The 18,375-nt window shown below is 59.0% G+C and carries 15 protein-coding genes and 1 pseudogene; 6 read left to right on the top strand and 10 right to left on the bottom strand.

Annotated elements, in window-relative coordinates:
* Nucleotides 1-57 precede the first annotated feature (57 nt).
* Together TU81_RS01850 and TU81_RS30160 are read left to right on the top strand one after the other, a co-directional pair.
* Entirely contained in the window at nt 58-1,527 is a 1,470-nt protein-coding gene (locus TU81_RS01850) for an efflux transporter outer membrane subunit (protein WP_048393021.1), read from the top strand.
* A 309-nt stretch (nt 1,528-1,836) separates the two neighbouring features.
* Nucleotides 1,837-1,974 carry a hypothetical protein gene (locus TU81_RS30160; protein WP_156877850.1) on the top strand — a complete coding sequence of 46 codons (138 nt, stop codon included), beginning with the start codon at nt 1,837-1,839 and terminating at the stop codon, nt 1,972-1,974.
* A 504-nt stretch (nt 1,975-2,478) separates the two neighbouring features.
* Here the strand turns inward: TU81_RS30160 and TU81_RS01845 are convergent.
* The 5 genes and pseudogenes from TU81_RS01845 to TU81_RS30620 form a co-directional block, all read right to left on the bottom strand.
* Entirely contained in the window at nt 2,479-3,597 is a 1,119-nt protein-coding gene (locus TU81_RS01845) for a PQQ-dependent sugar dehydrogenase (protein ID WP_197679443.1), read from the bottom strand.
* A 212-nt stretch (nt 3,598-3,809) separates the two neighbouring features.
* A complete protein-coding gene (locus tag TU81_RS30915) occupies nt 3,810-3,932 on the bottom strand; it encodes a hypothetical protein (RefSeq protein WP_267885882.1) in 123 nt (40 codons plus the stop codon).
* 79 nt (nt 3,933-4,011) lie between these two features.
* Nucleotides 4,012-4,590, bottom strand: a complete 579-nt coding sequence (locus TU81_RS01840) for a cytochrome b (protein ID WP_048393019.1) — start codon at nt 4,588-4,590, stop codon at nt 4,012-4,014.
* Nucleotides 4,587-5,660, bottom strand: coding sequence for a catalase family peroxidase (locus TU81_RS01835; protein ID WP_048393018.1), 1,074 nt, complete (start codon nt 5,658-5,660; stop codon nt 4,587-4,589). Before TU81_RS01835 ends, TU81_RS01840 begins: the two co-directional genes overlap by 4 nt.
* A gap of 512 nt (nt 5,661-6,172) precedes the next feature.
* Nucleotides 6,173-6,512, bottom strand: a pseudogene (locus TU81_RS30620) ((2Fe-2S)-binding protein); the annotation flags it as partial.
* Nucleotides 6,513-7,494: 982 nt separating this feature from the next.
* Between TU81_RS30620 and TU81_RS01825 the strand changes: the two are divergent.
* The 4 genes from TU81_RS01825 to TU81_RS01810 all read left to right on the top strand — a co-directional run bounded on the left by TU81_RS01825 (nt 7,495) and on the right by TU81_RS01810 (nt 11,149).
* Nucleotides 7,495-8,469, top strand: a complete 975-nt coding sequence (locus TU81_RS01825; RefSeq protein WP_048393016.1) for an alpha/beta hydrolase — start codon at nt 7,495-7,497, stop codon at nt 8,467-8,469.
* Nucleotides 8,470-8,726: 257 nt separating this feature from the next.
* The gene (locus tag TU81_RS01820; protein WP_231983783.1) at nt 8,727-9,311 is read left to right on the top strand and encodes a cyclophilin-like fold protein; all 585 of its coding nucleotides are present in this window, start codon (nt 8,727-8,729) and stop codon (nt 9,309-9,311) included.
* Between the two features lie 84 nt (nt 9,312-9,395).
* Complete coding sequence (locus TU81_RS01815; RefSeq protein ID WP_048393014.1) at nt 9,396-10,139, top strand: SDR family oxidoreductase; 744 nt, start codon at nt 9,396-9,398, stop codon at nt 10,137-10,139.
* A gap of 59 nt (nt 10,140-10,198) precedes the next feature.
* Entirely contained in the window at nt 10,199-11,149 is a 951-nt protein-coding gene (locus TU81_RS01810) for an aldo/keto reductase (RefSeq protein ID WP_048393012.1), read from the top strand.
* Nucleotides 11,150-11,225: 76 nt separating this feature from the next.
* On the opposite strand, the gene TU81_RS01805 is transcribed toward TU81_RS01810, so the two are convergent.
* From TU81_RS01805 to TU81_RS01785, 5 genes are all read right to left on the bottom strand, one after another.
* On the bottom strand, nt 11,226-12,362 hold the full coding sequence (locus TU81_RS01805) for a metallophosphoesterase (RefSeq protein WP_053078267.1): 1,137 nt from the start codon (nt 12,360-12,362) through the stop codon (nt 11,226-11,228).
* A gap of 57 nt (nt 12,363-12,419) precedes the next feature.
* Nucleotides 12,420-13,763, bottom strand: a complete 1,344-nt coding sequence (locus TU81_RS01800) for a c-type cytochrome (protein WP_048393010.1) — start codon at nt 13,761-13,763, stop codon at nt 12,420-12,422.
* A 13-nt stretch (nt 13,764-13,776) separates the two neighbouring features.
* The gene (locus TU81_RS01795; protein ID WP_048393007.1) at nt 13,777-16,035 is read right to left on the bottom strand and encodes a xanthine dehydrogenase family protein molybdopterin-binding subunit; all 2,259 of its coding nucleotides are present in this window, start codon (nt 16,033-16,035) and stop codon (nt 13,777-13,779) included.
* A 129-nt stretch (nt 16,036-16,164) separates the two neighbouring features.
* Nucleotides 16,165-16,611: a (2Fe-2S)-binding protein gene (locus TU81_RS01790; RefSeq protein ID WP_013692840.1), complete on the bottom strand. Its 447-nt coding sequence runs from the start codon at nt 16,609-16,611 to the stop codon at nt 16,165-16,167.
* A gap of 272 nt (nt 16,612-16,883) precedes the next feature.
* Complete coding sequence (locus tag TU81_RS01785; RefSeq protein WP_048393005.1) at nt 16,884-18,335, bottom strand: aldehyde dehydrogenase family protein; 1,452 nt, start codon at nt 18,333-18,335, stop codon at nt 16,884-16,886.
* Nucleotides 18,336-18,375 lie beyond the last annotated feature (40 nt).

The raw sequence follows: 18,375 nt of genomic DNA, 5'->3' as shown, positions 1-18,375 counted from the left end.
GACAACTTGTGACCAAATTGTAATATCGTCACAAACCGACCCTTTCGCAGGTATCGCATGCACCCTCCTCCTCGTTTCGCCGTCTTACTGTGTTTGGGCATGGTTGCAGGTTGCGCAGTGGGCCCCGACTACTCAAAACCCAGCGTGGAATTGCCCGAGCATTTCTCGGCGCAAACGTCCAAGGCACGACAACTGGCCGCCGAAAATGCCGATCTCGCCGCTTGGTGGAACGCATTTAATGACCCAATACTCAGTCAGCTGATAAATCGAGCACTTGAACAGAACCTCGATTTAGCCCAGGCAAACGCAAGGATCGAGCAGGCTCGCGGCGGTTTGGGAGCAGCTAACGCAGCCCTCCTGCCTTCAGCTACCGTCAACGGTCAAGCGGCCCGCGCCCGTCAGTCATTGGAGACTCCGTTGGGCCAATTGCTGAATTCAGACCCTTCCTATAATCGCTACGGCAGTGCCTATGAGGCGAACTTGAATGCCGGCTGGGAGCTGGATGTGTTTGGCGGGCTGCGCCGAGGTAAAGAAGCCGCCTTCGCCGATTATCAGGCCTCGCAAGCCGGAGCGATTGCCACACGCCTGGCGGTGGTCGCGCAGACAGCCGATCTTTACATCAGCATCCGTGGCCTTCAAGCACGCCTGGAAATTGCCCGGCATCAAGTAGACACGCGACAACAACTGCTCACCACCATCGAACACCTCTATGCAAAAGGATTGGCAGCTGAACTGCAGTTGAACCAGACCCAAGGAGCGCTGAATCAAGCGCAGGCAACCCTGCCGGTACTGCAAGCTGGCCTTGACTCGGCAATGAACGCGCTGGATGTCATGCTGGGCAAGGCACCGGGCACTTATAGCGCGCAGTTGACTAAGCTGGCGCCCATCCCTGATGTGCCAGGCCTCGCCTACATGGGCTCTCCGGCCGACCTGCTGCGTCGGCGTCCAGACTTGATCGCCGCTGAGCGCCGTCTTGCGGCATCCAGCGCGCGCATCGGCGAAGCCATGTCCGAGTACTACCCCAAACTGTCTGTGGCTGCGCTGCTCGGCAGTGCTACCTCGGTATCCAGCGCAAACCTGTTCAGCAACGGCGCCAGTCAGGCTTCGGCGGCACTGGGATTACGCTGGCGGCTGTTCGATTTTGGCCGCATCAACGCCCAGATTGATTTGGCAAAGGGCCAGGAAGCCGAAGCCCTGGCCGCTTACCGCCAGTCCGTTCTGCGGGCCTGCGAAGATGTGGAAAGCGCTGTTTCGGCACGGATCAACCGCGAGCAACAATCGACCCGACTCGCCCAGGGCGAGTCGGCGTATGCGAAAGCCAGAGCGACGTCGTTTGCCGCCTATGAAAAAGGCGTGGTCAGCTTGATCGAAGTGCTGGATGCAGATGAACATCTCCTAGCGGCATCTGATGGCAGAGCCCAGGCACAAACTGAATCGGCTCGCGCTGCAGTGGCCACGTTCAAAGCATTGGGTGGCGGTTGGCAGCGAGACGACTCAGGGGCGCGTGTTGCCTCAAAGGCACTATAAGGCCTTGGTTTCGACCCGTTTGGCATCGTGACGTGACGCAGTTCGGCCCAGTCGATAAGCGAGGTCATCGTAGGGGCTAGCGCATGACCCAACCGGACTGATGTACTGGAAAATGCGCCTATTGGGGCTGGATCTGAGTGTTTTCGGGGTGGGCGCGGCAAAAAGTCAAAGAAAGACTTTTCTTTGGACGAAAAAAAATGGACCTCTTTTCAGAGATCCATTTTTTAATGCTTGGAGCGGGAAACGAGACTCGTATCTGGCGTCCGACCCATTGAAATCTATAGGGTTTCTGTTATTCCTGAAGCAGGAATGGACTTGATTCTGGACTTGTTTTTGAAGTATTTCAAGATCCAAGTCTGGTATGACACCAGCGTTGGAGTGGATCAATCACTGCACGCCGCATTCGATGCCCGCGCCGTTTACGCGGGGCTGACCATGGACTTCTAAGGGACATAGGTCAGGGAGCGTTATCGCAGGATGATCCTCCTCTTGGCAGACCTATCGGCGGTTGTCACCTTCTGCCGGTACAGTCTTACCCCCTGAAAGCACCGTCAATGGAATGTTCCATGAGCTCCTGCATTCGTATCAGAGCAAGCGCAAACCCAGCTGATTTCTTCGATGAGGTTATTCCAGAGGAGGTCTTGACCTGAACGGTTGGCGGTTGGAGTGATCAATACAAGGCCTGGGACGCTCCCGCCTGGTTCGAAAATGTGAGTTGACGGCCTCTCTGTTACCCTGAATGGGCTTCTCGCTTCTGTTTCCAGCGCTGGTGTCGAGATCCTGAAACACATTTCCCCACAGAACCGACCTGGCTGGTATCGTTCTCGACGATCAGCTTGATATCGCCGAGTTCCTCCTTGGGAGGCGGCGAGCGCAAGCCGTCGAAGAGGTTGCGGGCAGGCGTCGCGGCTTGCCGACGCTGCAGCTGCGCAATGCCTGCCCTGATGGCGCTCAGCGCGGCTGAAGACGCAGCAGTTTGCCATCCTGTTCGTCGGTGAGCACGTAGAGCAGGCCGTCAGGGCCCTGCCTGACATCCCGAATACGGGCATGCCCGTCCTCCAGCAACTTGTGCTCGGCCACGACCTTACCGTCTTTCAGTTCGATACGGTCGAGGTAACCGAACTTGAGCGAACCGACGAAGAGATTGCCCTTCCATGCCGGCCCATAACGGTCGCTAGTCAGGAAGGCCATGCCGGACGGCGCGATCGAGGGCACCCAGTAATGCAGCGGCTGCTCCATGCCGTCCTTGGCGGTCAGGCCGTCGCCAATCTTCCCGCCGCCATAGTTTTCGCCGTAGGTGATGACCGGCCAGCCGTAGTTGCGCCCCGCCAGCGGAACGTTGATCTCGTCGCCGCCCTGCGGACCGTGATCGTTCATCCAGAAGCGGCCGTCCGGACCGAGCGTAGCGCCCTGGCTATTGCGATGGCCATAGCTCCAGATCTCCGGCAAGGCACCGGCGCGGTCGACGAAAGGGTTGTCGGCCGGTACCGCGCCGTCCTTCTGGATGCGCACCACTTTGCCCAAGTGGTTATCGAGTTCCTGCGCATCCTCCTTCCGGCTGTAACGCTCGCCCAACGTGACGAAAAGCGTCCCGTCCTTCGCCTCGACGATGCGGCAGCCGAAATGCGCGGAGCTGCTCACCTTCGGTCGCTGACTGAAAATCACCTGCAGGTTGTCGAGGCGCACCATGTTGCTCGACAACGTCGCGCGTGCCACTGCCGTGCTATTGCCCGCGCCACCAGCGGCCGGTTCGGAAAAGCAGAAGTAGACCATGCGATTCACGTCGAAAGCACTGTCGGTCACGACATCCAGCAGCCCGCCCTGCCCGCCTGCCGCGATCGCCGGCAGCCCCTCAACCGGCGGGCCGATGCTCCCATCGGCACCAACCACCCGAAGCCGGCCCGGCCGTTCTGTCACCAAGTAGCGATGTGCCGGCAGAAAGGCCACTGCCCAGGGATTCTCCAATCCGGTTGCCACACGCTCAGCCCGCACCTCGGCGGCCAGCGCGCTGGCAGCAAAACCCATGGCAAGAAATGCTGGGACCAGAACCCACTCAAGTTTCAGATTCATGTCTGTTCCAATGGTTGATTTGACAGCCGCTAGCACACCCTACGAAGAAAGATATAAATTAGTAAATCTTTGTGCTACGCATGTGCATCCAGATATTTCTCTGCTTTTGCGATCCCGTTCATGCGCCGAAGTTTCTGCATCGTGAAAGCGCCCCCCTGCGTCCGAACGCCAATGGCGGGAGGCTTCGACGCCAGGTGTTTAGGCAAGGCACCTCAAGTCGGCGGCTCGCTGAACTTGGCGACGAACATCTCTATGAAGCTCGGTGATCCGGCGAGGGTCAGCGTCACTTCGTGCCAGCCTCCCAGCTCGACGGTCACTGCAGGTCGTGGTCCCACAGTACATGCCCACTGAGGTATTTCATCTCGCCCCACCGAGAACGCGTGCGCCACGGCGCCCGTGGTAACGGAGCCTGCGTCAGTCAGCGCACTTGGTCACGACCCTGCCGTCGACCGACGGATGTACCGGAAATGGCGCCATGGTCTCGAACACGCCGTCGCGTCGCACCAGCGCGTGGAACAGAGCGGCCCCGAGGTGCAGCAGGATCAGCGCGAAGAAGCAGAACGAGAGGAACTTGTGAGCGTTCCACAGCCAGCTGTGCAGGCCGGCGTCGGGCGACACGATGGCGGGCAGACGCAGCCCGGCGACGAGCACCGGGTAGTCCGCCGCCGACAACATGGCCCAGCCAAGCAAGGGCATCGCGAGCATCAGCACATAGAACGCGACATGCGAGAGTTTGGCGGCGAGCTTCATCGGCTCGGGCATGTCACGCGGCAGCGGCGGCGCACCAAGGCGCCAGCGGACGATCAGGCGCAGCACCGCGAGCACGAGGATCGCAATGCCCAACGGCTTGTGGATCGAGACCAGCATCAGGTACGCGGGCGTGATCGTCGAGACCATGCCGACGCCGATGAACAGCATCGCGAGGATGCAGATCGCCATGCCCCAATGAAGCGCCCGCTGCAACGGTGCGAATTGCTGGTTGACTTGGCTCATGGCTTGGCTCCGGCGGTGGTGGTGGACGGGGTGCGCGGATAGTCTTTTTCTTCGGCGGTCCGGCGGTTGTACGAGACCGAATAAGCGGCCGAACGTGCGGCGGGGAAAGGGTCGTCGGATGTGCGCATGCCGGCCGGCAGCACGGTGGGATCGAAGTTGATGTCGCGGCATGAGCCATCGGCCTCGGGCTCAATTTTCGTCACCGACAGGGTGCCGACGCCGACGCTGCGGCGATCTTCCGGCCAAACCTTGCTCGGGTCGGCGGTCGGGTCGCCCGGGTCGGCGACCATGACCGTCATAGCCCAGCGCTGCGTCGCCTTCGCGACGCGCTCGGTGATGTCTGCCAGCAGGAAATCGGGCTCGCGCTTCTTGAGTTCGTCGCCCGAGACCAACACAGGTTTGGCGGCCGGCTTAAAGGACCAGCGCACGGCCTGGTCTTGGCCCTGCGCGTTGGTGAAGACGAAGCTGTTGATGCCGTTGTAGCGGTCTTCCGCGTACGAGCTGGTGAACGGCGCGCTGCCGGCCCACTGGCTAAACGCGCCGATCTCGGGGTGCACAGCGGCGAAGCTCTTCAACGCATCCGGATGGCTCTTGTCGGCGGAAGCCACCTGCAAGTCGTAGAAGGCCTGCGGCGTCGCGACTGGGAAGAACGGCGCATTGATCATTGCGGAACGCCACTCCTGGCCGTCGGGCGTTCGGATGCGCAGGCTCAGGGAGCGCACGCGCGCGCTGCCATCGGGCGCCTTGAGGTCGGGCGAGGCGAGGTTGAAGCGGCCGGTCACAGGATAGGTGCCGGCGGCGAACATCTGTGCCTTGGACAAATCGCTGCCAGTGCCGTTGGCCTCGAAGGTACCAGTGAAGCAGATACCCTTGGCATGGGCGCGGCGGAAGCCGAGCGCCGGTCCGGCGGGCGGCGCCAGCACCTCGACGATCTTGGTCGGCGTGAGGCGTGCGGGTGTCAACCAACCGGCTGTGTATGCGAACGCGGCGCCGACGGCGACAACCACCGCCGCGATCAGTACGAGCGGCCCGAGAAAAGACTTATTGGAGTGAGGATGTCGCTCGTTCATCGAAATTTCTTCCGGAGTGCGGGGTGGAGAGTTCTGTAACGAATTTAACGCTTTACCCTAAACCTTGTGCGAAGTCGCTACGGCGCTGAAGACTTCTATACGCACCGACCAGCAACATTACGTTGCCGCCGGCCGCGCGGCTCGGCGAAGAAGCAGTACAGGTGGCGACGATCCTATTCCCCCAGGCAAAACTGCACAGCGAGGTGATGGTGAATCTGCATCCGGGCTCCAGAGTGATGCTCTGCGACGCGTTTTGTCTGCACCCCCTCAACGGGGTGCAGGCTTCTTTGATTTCTACCGTGCCGACCTGAAAGTACGCTGGCCGGAGATAGCTTGGCGCTTAATGGGCAAGACATACTGCGGCAAATGCCGAGTGTCAGTCATGCCTTCCAAACGCTGGCGACGTTTATGCTCGTAGATCAGGGCTTGCCTGTCGAAGCGACGAAAAGTGCCTGCGCATGCCCTTCCGCTCATCCCGATCTGGGGGTCAGGGCATTGCCCGAACGATTGCGGGCTGCAATCACTTTGCCAAACTGGCCATAACCGCACTGTGCCACTTGGTGTTTGACCCAAGAGGCGACGACGCGTTGGCCAACATCATCCTGATCTATCGCCTCAATCGTGGTGATCTTGCGGCCGTATATACCTGCAATGAGGATGACACAGGAACGCGCCACAACGCCGTCGATCAAGACGGAACAAGCGACGCACTGAGCGAGACCACACCCGTAATCCCCTTTGCAGGTATACTTTGTTCCCGTCATACCGATTTCGTCACGAATCACCCACGGCAGAGGCTGTGTCGCCCTCAGCTTCGACCTGATAGGTCTTATCGTTAATCTGAAGCTCCATAACTCTCCAGCCATCTTGGCTCTAAAAAGCGCTATTAACGGGGCATCGCGTAATGGCTACCTATACACCTATACATGGTTTGAAAGTATCACGAGCTTAGTGGGCTCAATCATGCAGCCACGTGCTAGGCCCTATGAATAAAAGTACGCAATGCAAGAAATCACCGCGCTTCGATGGCACATCAACACAGTGATTTAGTGCCCGCTCAACTACGAGCGAGCACGACTCACAACTAAGTAACATGCTTGAGACGATTACTGTTACCGATTCAGGGCTCCGCATTTTTTCTTTTGGAAAAACCTACCAGCCCACAACCTGGATGAAGTATTACTTTTCGGCCAGCGGCTAATTTTTCAAATGGTCTCTTGCCCCTACAGACCTGAAGAACGGGTTTAGAAGCAGCTTCCGCAGGAAGCGCCGGAACGGAAACAGAGGTTGTGATCTCTCTTTCGACGCAGCCCAACAAGCCTTGACCAAACAAGCTTTCACGTCCGTTAAGCACTTGGCGGATGTCCTCTACAAGGTCTCGTCCATCGCCTGTCCCAGACCGAGTCACTCGAATCGGCGACCAACGCAGCCTGCGGCGGGTTTTCCGCCGGTCATCAAGCGAGGCTGAGCTGATGCAGACGGACCGAATACTTCCATGTACGGGACTCGATGATCAATGGTCATCGCAGCGTGGTGATATGTCATTCGAACAAGCATGAACTCATCGGGGTAGGTTTCCATTTCGAACCGCCTGGGACTTGGGGGCGCGATTATCCAATAGCGTGCATAGATGCTTGCAATTTCATGGGATGTTTTGGGGCAGTGACAGGCATACATTAGTTGGCAAAGCCAATCCCGACGCGCGACGCCATTTGCGAAACGAATATTCCCCATGGTTATAAAAGTCTATGACGCCTACGCCGACGACAAGCCCTGCTGCTCGACGGGTATTCAGGCTGGCAGGAACAATCTCAACTACATGTAAGGCAAGCTCATGCAACTGACACAGGAATGGGACAAGACTTTCGCCAAGAGCGACAAGGTGGACCATAAGAAAATCACCTTCACGAACCGCTATGGCATCACCCTGGCGGGCGACCTGTACCAACCGAAGAACGCCAGCGCAAAGCTGGCAGCTATTGTCGTCTGTGGCCCGTTTGGCGCGGTGAAGGAGCAGGCCTCCGGGCTTTATGCGCAAACCATGGCCGAGCGCGGCTTTGTCACGCTGGCCTTCGATGCATCCTACACCGGGGAAAGCAGCGGTGAGCCGCGCAACGTTGCCTCGCCAGACATCAACACCGAGGATGTGAGCGCGGCAGTTGATGCTCTTGGCCTGCAACCCTCCGTTGATCGCGAGCGGATTGGCGTCATCGGCATCTGCGGTTGGGGTGGCATGGCGCTGAATGCCGTGGCCTTGGATAAACGCGTCAAGGCGGTTGTCGCCAGCACCATGTACGACATGACCCGCGTCATGTCCAAGGGCTACAACGATAGCGTAACCCTCGAACAGCGCACGCGAGGGCTCGAACAACTGAGCGCACAACGTTGGGTCGACGCGGAAAATGGGGCCCCTGCATACCAGCCCCCCTACAACGAACTGAGGGGTGGTGAAGCGCAGTTCATGGTCGATTATCACGATTACTACAGCACGACCCGCGGACACCATCCGCGCGCGGTCAACTCGGGCAACTCGTGGACGATCACTACACCCCTGTCGTTCATGAACATGCCGATCCTGACCTACATCGCGGAAATTTCTCCACGCCCGGTCCTGTTCATCCACGGTGAAAGCGCCCACTCGCGCTACTTCAGCGAAACCGCTTACGCGGCCGCGGCGCAGCCGAAGGAGCTGATGATCATTCCAGAGGCCAGCCACACCGATCTGTATGACCGTGTGGACGTGATTCCTTTCGACAAGCTGACGACCTTCTTCACGCAGTACCTGGCCACGGCGGCACGCGCCGCTTGACGTCTTGAGGCAGTCGCATCCAGGCGGACAATGCATCTGGATGCGACTGAGCGGGATGACGCGCCCTACGGTATGGATTCATGCCACTCAGCACTTCTGACTTTCCAGTGAGGATCGCAACCAGAACTGGCAATAGGCCACTCGCTGAGGAGCATCTGCGCCATATTGCTGCGCTAATTCGCGCTCGAAACCTACGAATTCAAGTGCAGGCGCGGCAACGCGTCTGGCCCATTTTTCGCATTGCAAAGGAGAACAACATGCAGGGCAAAACCGTTGACGTCGGTACAGGCGGCGCTCTCTCCTCTCTTGGCGCTGCAAGCCGTAGGCATTCCTGGCACCGGCGGGCCATGCAACAGCTTGGAATGCCGTTGCTTCTCCTTGCACTGTGCAGCGGCCATCCTGCCCACGCCGCCAGCACTGCGCTGCCCGTGGCCGCTGAGCAGGATGTCACTCAAGCACCCAAGAAATCGGATGAATCACGCCTGTGGATGACCGTCGGGGAACGTCGCTTCGCCATCACACTGGCCGACAACGAGGCCACTCGCGCGTTCGCCGCCACGCTGCCGCTGACACTGGACATGGAGGACCTCCACGGAAACGAGAAGAAAAAAGAGCTGCCTGACGCGCTGCCCACCAGTGAGAGCCGGCCCGGCACGATCCGCAACGGAGACCTTATGCTTTGGGGATCGCGCACCGTGGTCATCTTTTACAAGACCTTCGACTCAGCTTACTCATACACCCGTCTAGGCCGCGTGGACGATCCGACTGGCCTGGCCCAGGCGCTCGGCCGTGGCGATGTTCGGGTGGTGTTCTCCCAAGAGCAGCGTGCATTGACAAAGTAGTCGCCCCACGCTCAACACCGACCTGAGATACCGCCTCATCATCTGCTGCGTCTCCTTCGCAGCCAGAATCCAGAGAGAGAAATCATGATCAAAGACAAAGTAGTCATCATCACCGGCGCATCGTCCGGAATCGGCGAGGCAACCGCCAAGCTGCTCGCGAGCAAAGGCGCCAAAATCGTGCTCGGTGCGCGACGCGAAGACAAGCTCAAGCAGATCGCGGACGAGATTCTCCTGAGCGGTGGACAGGTGGTTTATCAGATGCTGGACGTGACAAAGCAAGAGGAAAACGACCGCATCGTTCAACTGGCCAAAGAAACATTCGGCCGTGTGGACGTCATTTTCCTGAACGCAGGGCTGATGCCGAACTCGCCGCTGTCCGCCCTGAAGACCGAAGACTGGCACCAGATGATCGATGTCAACGTGAAAGGTGTTCTGAATGGCGTAGCGGCCGTGCTGCCCGTGTTCCTGGCACAGAAGTCCGGGCACGTGATCACCACCTCGTCGGTGGCGGGGCTCAAGGCCTATCCGGGCGGCGCCGTCTATGGCGGTACGAAGTGGTTCGTGCGCGACTTCATGGAAGTCTTGCGCATGGAGTCCGCCATGGAGGGCAATAACATTCGCACCGCGACGATCTACCCGGCCGCAGTCAACACTGAACTGCTGGCGACAATCAGCGATAAGCAGGCGCTAGACCAGATGCAGGACATCTATGACAAGTACGGCATTTCTCCAGACCGGATCGCCAACGTTGTCGCCTTCGCAATCGACCAGCCCGATGACACGACAATCAACGAGTTCACAGTTGGCCCCGCGAACCAGCCTTGGTGAATGCATTGCAGTCACGCAAGGCGTCCGACAGCCCACCACTGCCCTGATAAGGAGCTCTCATGAAGACCGTAGCACTAGGATCAACCGACACTCGGGTTCCCAACGTCGTCGCGGGCATGATGCGCATCGCCGGCAGCACCGATGACCAGATCCGCGCGCTCTACACCACGGCGCGCGAATCGGGCATCAATTTTTTCGATCACGCGGACCTCTACGGATTCAACCATCCCGGCGGTGGCCCGCATTTGTGCGAGCGCCGGTTCGGCGAGGCGCTGCGACTAAGCAGCGCTGAGCGCGAGCAGATCTTCCTCCAGTCCAAGACCAGTATCGTTGACGACCCGTGGCACTATGATCAGTCGTACGAGCACATCGTGGAATCGGCCGTGAGGTCGCTGAAAGCGTTAGGTACCGACTACCTGGATGTGCTACTGCTGCACCGTCCCGACGCACTCGTGGAGCCGGAAGAAGTCGCCCGCGCGTTCGACCATCTGGAGTCCACCGGCAAGGTTCGCGCGTTCGGCGTTTCCAACCATACTCCCCGTCAGATCGATTTGCTCAAGACGGCCGTGACTCAGCCGATCCTGGCGAACCAGGTCCAGCTTTCGGTGACGCATTCGACGATCGTCGCTCAGGGCCTGTCGTCGAACATGACCGGCTTCGACGACTCAATCACTCGTGACGGCGGCGGCATCGTCGACTATGCGAGGATCAACAAGATCACACTGCAGGCGTGGTCTCCATTCCAGAAAGCTTTTCAGGATGGGGTGTTCTTCGACTCTCCCGACTACCCGCAGCTGAATGCCGAACTCAAACGATTGGCTGAGAAGTACGACGTCACTCCGACCGCAATCGCAACAGCCTGGATCACCCGTCACCCCGCCGGCATCCAAGTAGTGCTGGGTACCACGAGACCCGAGCGCCTCGTCGAGGCAGCCGCGGGCTCGAATATCCCGCTCACCCGCCCCGAATGGTACGGGCTTATCCGAGCGGCTGGTCACAACGTTCCCTGAACTGCCCGGCCGCCGAAAGCGGCGCCCGTCTCCTGATGCGAGCCTCTCGCCTCTCCTGACTCGAGTTCCGCTTGGATCATGCCCGACGAAGCGTAATGATCGAAATTTCCCGCGGCACACCGATACGCAAGGGTAGCCAGTGGCCGAGTCCCGAGGTCACATCAAGAGACGCTGCGCCATCACGATAGATTCCATGCATATAGTCGTAAGCGACGATTACTGGCCGCCCGAAAAGTCGTACCTGTCCGCCGTGTGTATGGCTGGACAGGGTCAATACCGCACCACGCGAGGCAGCAATGGGAAAGAACTCAGGATGGTGCGACAGCGCAATGAGCGTATCGCCAGGCGACGCCTCGGCGAACGCCAGGTCTGCGAACCTGCGCATGGCAGCATCCTGCTCGTCCCGCGGAAGCATGTGACGTCCATCCGAGGCGAGCGGGTAATCTACGCCAGCAATGCGCAACGGCACGCCGCGCGGGTGCACTACGACACTGTTGTTGATGAGTACCTGGATACGAGGGTTGCGCGCACGCAAGGCGGCGACTACGGCGGCTTCGTTAGGGTACTTGTCATGATTTCCCAGGATGGAGAGCACAGGCAGCGCGTCACTTCTCTCCAAAGCGTCCAGCGTCGGCTCCAGCTGGCTGAGATCGTCGATGAGATCACCCGTAATCGCCAGCAAGTCCACCTTACGCGAATTGACGATGTCGATGGCCTGGGCAAAGTCCTCGGGCACGATGAAAGGCCCGATGTGGACATCACCTATGTTAGCGACCCGCAGTCCGTCCAAACCTTCGGGCAGACCGTTCACATGGACCACTTCTTCGCGAACCACTGGGCCTCCGACGGTGCCGAAGCTCACACCAATCCCAACGATCAGTGAAACTGCGACGAAAGTCAGAGGAACGCGCATGCCGACGGTCGAGCGCCGTCCAAGAAGGCCACGCGCAACAAGAAACAGCCCGACGGGCAGAGTCAGGAACAAGGCCGTCAGCACCGCACCGACCCACGCACTGACCAGCCAGCGACCGGCTTCGCTCCATCCACCTTTGAGTTCGGGTAGACACCACCAAATAAGGTGTACCGCGGCAGCCAATACGCAGAACGCCACGATGCAACCCCGCTTGCGGGCGGCGCGACCAGTCACCAGGAGAAACAAGCCTATGATGATCGTCAACACAATCGAACGAACGAACACAAACTCGTAACTCATAGCCGACTCACTTCGTTTCTATAGCGAGGGTCTTGGCGGGACCCTCGCCCTACTCTCTCAACGCATCTGCAGGATGATCGGGTTGCTGCTGGCCGGATTGGTTCGCTCACGCAGTTCCTTCACCTCGTCAGCCTTCACTGCGCCTCCCTGATTACCCCATGACGTGCGAACGAAAGTCAGTACATCGGCGACTTCCTGATCAGAGAGTTGGTTGCGGTACGGGGGCATGCGATACGAATCCGGAATGCCATTGGCAACGACACGTTCGGAACCGTTCAAGGTGGCATTGATGCTCGTAGCGCTTTCCTTCACCATCGACGAAGATGCGCCTGCCAAAGGAGGTATCCATGGCGCCTGCCCGCTGCCGTCACTGCCGTGGCAACTGCTGCACTTGGCCATATAGTTGGCTGCCCCAGGTGTCGACAAGGGTGGTGATTGTTCAGCCGCCAGTGTGGCCGATGGCTTCCATGGCGGCCCGTCACGCTTTGGGTCGCCCGGCAACGACACCAGGTAATGCGCAATGGCTTTCAGGTCCGGGTCGGACATGTATTGCGTCGAGTTGTTGAAGACTTCCGCCATAGTGCCCACGACCACGCTGTGAGCGTTACGTCCGGTCTTCAGGTAGTCGACGATTTGCTGCTCACTCCAGCGACCCAATCCAGTGTTCGGATCCTGGCGCAGGCTCGGCGCGTACCACCCATCGAGCAGCGAACCGCTGAGGAAAGTAGCGCTGCTTTCATCCAGCGACTTCTCGTTCATCGTCAAGCTTCGTGGGGTATGGCAACTACCGCAATGCCCCGCGCCCTGGACGATGTAGGCGCCGCGGTTCCACAGCGCATCCTCTGACGGCTTGGCCTGATAGGCATCGTCATCGACAAACGCGGTATTCCACAAAGCCAGCGGCCAGCGCATGTTGAGCGGCCAGGGGATGTGGCTTTGCTGATTCTGCTGCTGCGCCGGCTTAACGCCGGCCATGAAGAACGCATAAAGCGCCCGCACATCATCATCGCTGAGCTTGGCATAGGATGGATACGGCATAGCCGGATACAGCCTGTGTCCGTCAGCCGCGACTCCGCTGCGTACTGCGCGATCGAAGTCGGCCAGGCTGTAGTTGCCGATGCCCGTTTGTTTGTCCGGGGTAATGTTGGTGGCATAGATCGACCCCATCGGGGTCGCCATCTCTAACCCACCGGCAAACGGCGCACTTTTTGGCGTGCTATGGCAGGCCACACAGTCGCTCAGCCTGGCAACATATTCACCGCGTTGGACAAGTTGTGCATCTGTCGACGGGGGAGCTGTCTCATCAGCAAAAGGCGAAGATGGCGTGCGATTGACAAACCAGCCCAAGCCAGCTGCCACGACGATGCCTGCTGGCAGCAGATACTTTATAGTTTTATTCACGAGCCATTCCTCATCAGGTGTCGAAGCGGTACTGCGATAGAGGCATGCTGCGAATTCGTTGACCGGTCAGTCGCGAGACGGCGTTAGCAACCGCCGGTGCCACCGCAGGCAGAGGCGGTTCGCCGATTCCGCCCATTGGCGCGCCACTTTCAACCACGCGGACATGGACCCTGGCCATCATCTCCGGTGTGAGAATGCGGTAGAGGTCGTAATTGCGCGCTACCGGCGTGCCACCTTTGTAGATGGCTTGTTCGATCAGGGTTTGAGACAAGCCGAGGGCCACGGCTGAGTTGACCTGAGCCTCGATGATGGCGGGATTGACGATGCTACCCGGATCGATTGCCTGCCAGATATCGTGAACCTTCACGGCTCCGTTGCTGATGGAAACCTCTGCGATCACCGCCGTTTCGGTACCAAATGGCGATGCCATTGCAACGCCTCTCGCTCGCTTGGTGCCGTCTTGCGCCGTGAACGGCCCTCGTTTCCACCCCCCGGACAGGTCGGCCACTGTCTTGAGCAGGTGGCTTAACCGATCGTTGCCCTGCAGCAGCTTGGCCCGCAGCTCATAGGGATCTTGACCGCCGGCATCCGCCACTTCATCCAGAAAAGCTTCATACATAAAGTCATTGATGGAGTTCCCGACTGAACGCCAGTAGCCCAGCATCACGGGGGTCTGCGAGTACAGTTGAGCGATCCGACGATGCGCAATGGCGTATTTTTTACCGGCCAGGCCCTCGACGGCGGTCGGGTCGATTTTGTCTCCTTGTTTGTTAGCGATACCCTCGGTTGGCCCTTCCGTGGCACTAATTGCTTCAAAGGCCACCGGTATGCCCTGTTCATCCAGGCCGGCGCGAAAGCGCACTACGGCGGAAGGACGAAGCACGTCACGCAAAAATTCTTCCTCGCGACTCCAGATCACCTTGATCGGTCGACCTGTGGATTGAGCCAGCTGGATAGCCTGAGGGTAAGGTGATGCATTCGGGTATAAAAAATGCCGGCCGAAAAAGCCACCCAGCAGCGGAGAGTGGAGAGTGATTTTGGAAGGGTCCAGACCGGTGCGCTTGGCGACGTCGGCCAAAAACAAATCCGGGGCCTGGTTCGGCAGCCACAAATCGAGATTGCCTTCAGCCCCGAAGCGCGCCAGGGCCGAGGGCGGCTCCAACTGGGCGTGGTTGAGGTATTGGGTATGATAAGTCGCGCTGACGATTTTCTTGGCGCCGGCCAGCCCTTGCTGCAGGTCGCCCTCACGTTCGGCCTCATCCCCAGCGTCGGTGGTTTTACTCAGTTGCTCCGCATAGGCCTGGGTGTCGAAATTAGCCGGCATGTAGCGCACGGTTGAATCGCCACCCGGCTCCGTCCACTCCACTTGCAGAGCCTCGACGGCACGCTTGGCCACCCACCAGCGTTGCGCAACCACCGCCACTGCCCCTTCAAGACGGTGCACCGAATGCACGCCTTTGAGGTTTCTGATCTGATCCTCGTTGCGCACCAGCCCCACTTGCAGACCCAGGCGCGGCGCATGCTGTACCGCGGCGTGGAGCATGCCTTCGACACGAGTATCGATGGTGTATTGCGCCTTACCAGTGGATTTGTCGTAGACGTCTATTCGCTGGACCGGCTTACCGATCCAGCGGAATGTGGCAGGGTCGCGCAGAGTAACGGTTTGCGGATCGGGAATGGGCAAATCGAGCGTTAGCGGCGCGAGTTCACCGTAGGTGATCGATCGATTGGAAGCGGCATGAATGACCCGCCCTGGCTCGGTAGTTAGCTGCGCCAGAGGAACCTTCCAGTGGGAAGACGCGGCCTGCAATAGCATCAGGCGCGCCGATGCGCCCAGTCGGCGCATGGTCATGTAGCTCGCGCGCATCGACCGGCTACCACCCGTGAAGCGCATGCCACCTTCCATGACTTTGAAGTCACTCCCGGGCGCCGCGTTCTCCACCAGAAAGCTGGCTGGATCTATATCGAGCTCCTCACCCACGACCTGTGCCATGCCCGTGAAAATACCCTGCCCACCCTCGATAAAGGGGCTCTGCAGGCGAACGGTATTATCCGGACGAATCTCCAGGAACGCCGGTACACGGGCGCCAGGCAGCAATGCCTGGGCACGCTCGGCAGCACGCAACGGGCCAAGGGGAATTCCGAAGCTGATAACAAGCGCACCCGCCGTGACGCCAGCCGATGCCTGCAAAAAACGGCGGCGAGAGACGTTCACAGGTTGCGCGTCGGAGAGTACGCCGCGCTCGGCGATTGAATCATCCAGTTTTGACATAGTGTTCCCCTGTGTTTGCATTCAATGCTCGGCCTGGCAGCAGACCAATCCCTGCTCCATTAAAGGTGGTCAGGATTAGCCGTCGGCATTGTCACCAGGCACGTCGCAGCTCAGTCGAATTGCGCGTGCTCAAGCACCAGCAAGCTCATCGACAGCAGTCTTGATCGCGTTATAAGTGCCGCAACGGCAGAGATTCGTCATGGCGGCAGCAATATCGGCTTGGGAAGGTTTGGGAATGCGCTGCAACAGCGCAGTGGCGGCCATTACCTGGCCAGACTGGCAATAGCCACACTGGGCGACTTGATGCTTGACCCAGGCGGCCACTACGCGTTTGCCCAACTCGTCGTCTTCAATGGCTTCGATTGTGCGAATCTGTTTGCCCTTTACACCTTCAACCGGTGTAACGCATGAGCGAAGCAGCACGCCGTCCACCATGACCGAACAGGCGCCGCATTGCGCCAAACCGCACCCGTACTTGGTTCCGGTCAGGCCGATATCGTCGCGAATCACCCATAACAATGGTGTATCCGCATCCGCCTCAACCTCATACACAGTGCCATTTACGTTGAGTTCCATTGTAAGAATGCCTCGATTGAAAACAGTGTGAAAAACCTGGCCGAGCACGACCTGCGGATAATCTTTGGCAACTGACCATTCGCAATAACAACAACTGCAACGTCGTTTTTTTAGACGAGCCTTACCCTACTGGGCTCGTCCGTGGCACAGCAAGCGAACCACGTGAGCAAGCTCGCAAGGTGCTATTAATCAGATGAATAAATACTCTCTTCAAACAGCAGGCGTGCCGCGCCAATCATCGGTGCGGCAGCGTTTGGTTTTGGATAGTCGTATCAGGCCTTCAACGACGGCAGTGCTGCGGCTTCCTCGTCAAAGCCATAGACCGATTTGATTTCCAGATACTCTTGCAACCCGAAAACACCCATCGAGCGGCCAATGCCGGATTCCTTGTAACCCCCCATAGGCGTCAGCGAGTTAGTCGGCGCACCGTTAAAACAAACACGCCCGGCACGCAGGCCGCTGGCGAACTCATACGCCTTGCGCCGGTCCCCACCGAATACATAGCCACCCAACCCATAAGGCGAGTCATTGGCTATTTCCAATGCCTGCGCCTCGGTGGAATAAGGCACCACCACCAAGACCGGCCCGAAAATCTCTTCCCGGCAAATAGTCATCTCCGGCGTCACATCGACGAACACGGTCGGACGGGTGAAAAAGCCACGTTCGAAGCCTTCGGGGCGCCCCAGTCCGCCAACAATCAGCCGTGCCCCCTCATCGATGCCCGACTGTATGTGACGCTGGATGCTGTTGAATTGTGCCCGGCTGACAATCGGCCCCATGGTCGTGGCGGGATCTCGCGGGTCTCCGAGACGGAATCGGTTTGCTTCGTCGACCAGAAACGGAATGATCTGCTCCACCTGGCTTTCATGCACCAGCATGCGACTCGGCGCGTGGCAGGATTGTCCAGTATTGAAGAAGCCGCGCTGAATGTTCCAGCGCGCGGCCTTTTCCAGATCGGCGTCTCGCAGCACGATATTCGCCGACTTCCCGCCCAGCTCCAGACACACGCGCTTGATGGTGCGTGCCGCTGTCTCGCCTACCTGCGCACCGGCACCGGTCGAGCCCGTGAAGGAAACCATGTCGACATCGGGATGCCTCGACATCGCCTCGCCAATCACTCGCCCCGAGCCGTTGAGCATGTTGAAAACGCCCTTGGGTACGCCCGCGGCATCCAGCACCTCTGTCAGCAAAATAGCGCTGACCGGAGAGTTGATACTGGACTTGGATACGACTGTACAACCGGCGGCCAGCGCATAGATCAGCTTGATGACGGTTGTCTGGATCGGCCAGTTCCAAGGCGAGATCAGTGCGCAGACACCCAGGGGTTCACGGCGAACGATCGTATTGCCAATTCGCGCCTCGAACTCGTACGTCTTCAACAGGTCGCGAGCGACCTTCATATGTTCGATTGGCCCCATGACCTGAGCACGGGCGCTGCAGGGAATACCCACCTCTTGCGCAATGGCCTGTACAAAATCATCGGCGCGCAATTCGTAGGCTTCGATGATACGGTTGATCAGGTCGTAACGCTCATCGAGGGAAGACTGCGAATAGCTTTTGAATGCACGCCGAGCTGCGGCCACGGCAGTGTCCACCTCTTCAACGGTCGCCATGGCGACCGTGGCAAACGCTTCTTCGGTAGTCGGATCAATCAATTCCTGGCGCTGGGAGGTCGCGGCCTCTACCCATTCACCGTAGATATAAAACTTCGCGTAATCGTGCATCTTGCTGGTGCCTCCAGTTGTTGTTATTCGGTGAGGATTT

This window comes from Pseudomonas lini (assembly GCF_001042905.1).
In the GTDB taxonomy this organism is placed as follows: Bacteria; Pseudomonadota; Gammaproteobacteria; order Pseudomonadales; family Pseudomonadaceae; genus Aquipseudomonas; species Aquipseudomonas lini.
This window is presented reverse-complemented; position numbering and strand designations above follow the sequence as displayed.

Bases quoted from the DNA above. Each gene is read 5' to 3' on its own strand.
- TU81_RS01850 (WP_048393021.1), top strand. From the start codon at position 58: ATGCACCCTCCTCCTCGTTTCGCCGTCTTACTGTGTTTGGGCATGGTT.
- TU81_RS30160 (WP_156877850.1), top strand. From the start codon at position 1,837: ATGGACTTGATTCTGGACTTGTTTTTGAAGTATTTCAAGATCCAAGTC.
- TU81_RS01845 (WP_197679443.1), bottom strand. From the start codon at position 3,597: ATGAATCTGAAACTTGAGTGGGTTCTGGTCCCAGCATTTCTTGCCATG.
- TU81_RS01840 (WP_048393019.1), bottom strand. From the start codon at position 4,590: ATGAGCCAAGTCAACCAGCAATTCGCACCGTTGCAGCGGGCGCTTCAT.
- TU81_RS01835 (WP_048393018.1), bottom strand. From the start codon at position 5,660: ATGAACGAGCGACATCCTCACTCCAATAAGTCTTTTCTCGGGCCGCTC.
- TU81_RS01825 (WP_048393016.1), top strand. From the start codon at position 7,495: ATGCAACTGACACAGGAATGGGACAAGACTTTCGCCAAGAGCGACAAG.
- TU81_RS01820 (WP_231983783.1), top strand. From the start codon at position 8,727: ATGCAGGGCAAAACCGTTGACGTCGGTACAGGCGGCGCTCTCTCCTCT.
- TU81_RS01815 (WP_048393014.1), top strand. From the start codon at position 9,396: ATGATCAAAGACAAAGTAGTCATCATCACCGGCGCATCGTCCGGAATC.
- TU81_RS01810 (WP_048393012.1), top strand. From the start codon at position 10,199: ATGAAGACCGTAGCACTAGGATCAACCGACACTCGGGTTCCCAACGTC.
- TU81_RS01805 (WP_053078267.1), bottom strand. From the start codon at position 12,362: ATGAGTTACGAGTTTGTGTTCGTTCGTTCGATTGTGTTGACGATCATC.
- TU81_RS01795 (WP_048393007.1), bottom strand. From the start codon at position 16,035: ATGTCAAAACTGGATGATTCAATCGCCGAGCGCGGCGTACTCTCCGAC.
- TU81_RS01790 (WP_013692840.1), bottom strand. From the start codon at position 16,611: ATGGAACTCAACGTAAATGGCACTGTGTATGAGGTTGAGGCGGATGCG.
- TU81_RS01785 (WP_048393005.1), bottom strand. From the start codon at position 18,335: ATGCACGATTACGCGAAGTTTTATATCTACGGTGAATGGGTAGAGGCC.